We start from the raw sequence: 1545 nt of genomic DNA, 5'->3' as shown, positions 1-1545 counted from the left end.
CGCCGCTCCATCGCTGACTACCTGACCTGGTACATGTATGGACGCCCCCGGTTTGCCAAGCGCTGCGCGAGGTCGATGGCCAAGAGGTAGATTGCAGCCATGTATCCGGATTTCGTTCGGGCTCATGCCCGCGATCTCTGATGGAATCCGCTGACCAACGCCCCATCAACCACGTGAACTCGGAGTTCGTTGTACCAGTCGGGCTCTGCCGGTCACGGTCTGACCTGTCTTGCCATCAATCTGCGTGTTGCCTGAGCAATCTGTGGGGGGTGTAATTTGTCTCCGGGCTATAGGTCGATCGGATGTACACCAACTTAGTCGCCGCTACGCGGGGAAGTAGCCTTGGCATACGAGAAGCCTGACTTGTACTCTCGGTCACGCGCGAGCAGCGCCCAGACGATGCGAGCATTTTTGTTGGCGAGAGCGACGGCAGCGATGTTGTAGTTGCGACGCTCCAGCAACTTCTGAAGCCAAGGGCTGCCGCTCTGATCCGGTTTGCCCTGGACCGCTCGTACCGCGGATCGTGCCCCGTGGATCAGCAGAGTTCGCAGATAGGTGTCGCCGCGCTTGCTGATACCGAGCAGGTTCGTCTTCCCGCCGCTGGATGATTGGGTCGGTACCAGCCCCATCCAGGCCGCAAGCTGTCGACCGTTCTCGAAGCTCTTGGCGTCGCCAATGGTGGCCACCAGCGCGCTCGCGGTAATCGGGCCGATGCCGGGGATCTTTTCGAGCCTACGGCTGGCTTCGCTCTTGCGATGGGAGTCCTTGATCTGCGCCTGGAGTTCATTGACCTGACGATCGAGTACCATGAGGTGGTCGAGAAGGCGCTCGATGAGTTGCCGGAAGCTGCCCGGAAGCTCGTTGCTCGCGTCCTCGATGAGATCGCGGACGCGCCCCTTCACGTGGGACAAACCTTGGGGCATGACAAGGCCAAACTCAGCTAGCAGGCCGCGGATCTGATTGGCCTGGGCGGTGCGCGCACTGACGAAACCTTGGCGCACTCGATGCAGCGCGAGCGTGGCTTGCTGCTCGATATTCTTGTGGGGAACGAAGCGCATGTTGGGTCGAGCGACCGCCTCGCAGATCGCCTCAGCATCGGCCGCATCGTTCTTGTTGGTCTTGACGTAGGGCTTCACGAACTGAGGTGCCATCAGCTTGACGGTGTGTCCCACCGCCTGCAGCTTGCGTGCCCAGTAGTGCGCGCCGCCGCAGGCTTCCATGCCGATCAGGCAGGGTGGGAGGTTAGCGAAGAAGGTCGCCATTTGGTCACGCCGGCTTTGCTTCTTCAAGGCTGTCTTGCCGTGTTCGTTAACGCCGTGCACCTGGAACACGTTCTTGGCCAGGTCGATGCCGACTGTCGTAATCTGCATGATGGACGCTCCTGTTCGGTTTGAGTACTGACGTTGGATCTCCACTTTGGCACAGCGATGCCGTACTGGGTGGGGGCGTCCATTCCATTAACCAACGACGCCCCCATTCCAGTCTGGCGGACAAGACTCCGGATGAGGCATACTTCGCCACGCTGCCAGCGATCAAATCGGCAGC

The 1545-nt window shown here is 60.4% G+C and carries 1 protein-coding gene; it reads right to left on the bottom strand.

The window, feature by feature from the left end; all coding sequences use genetic code 11:
* Positions 1 to 314: 314 nt before the first annotated feature.
* Positions 315 to 1370, bottom strand: coding sequence for an IS110 family transposase (locus A3A5_RS0120080; protein WP_018312317.1), 1056 nt, complete (start codon positions 1368 to 1370; stop codon positions 315 to 317).
* Between the last annotated feature and the right edge of the window lie 175 nt (positions 1371 to 1545).

Source organism: Cupriavidus sp. UYPR2.512 (assembly GCF_000379565.1).
GTDB lineage: Bacteria > Pseudomonadota > Gammaproteobacteria > Burkholderiales > Burkholderiaceae > Cupriavidus.
This window is presented reverse-complemented; position numbering and strand designations above follow the sequence as displayed.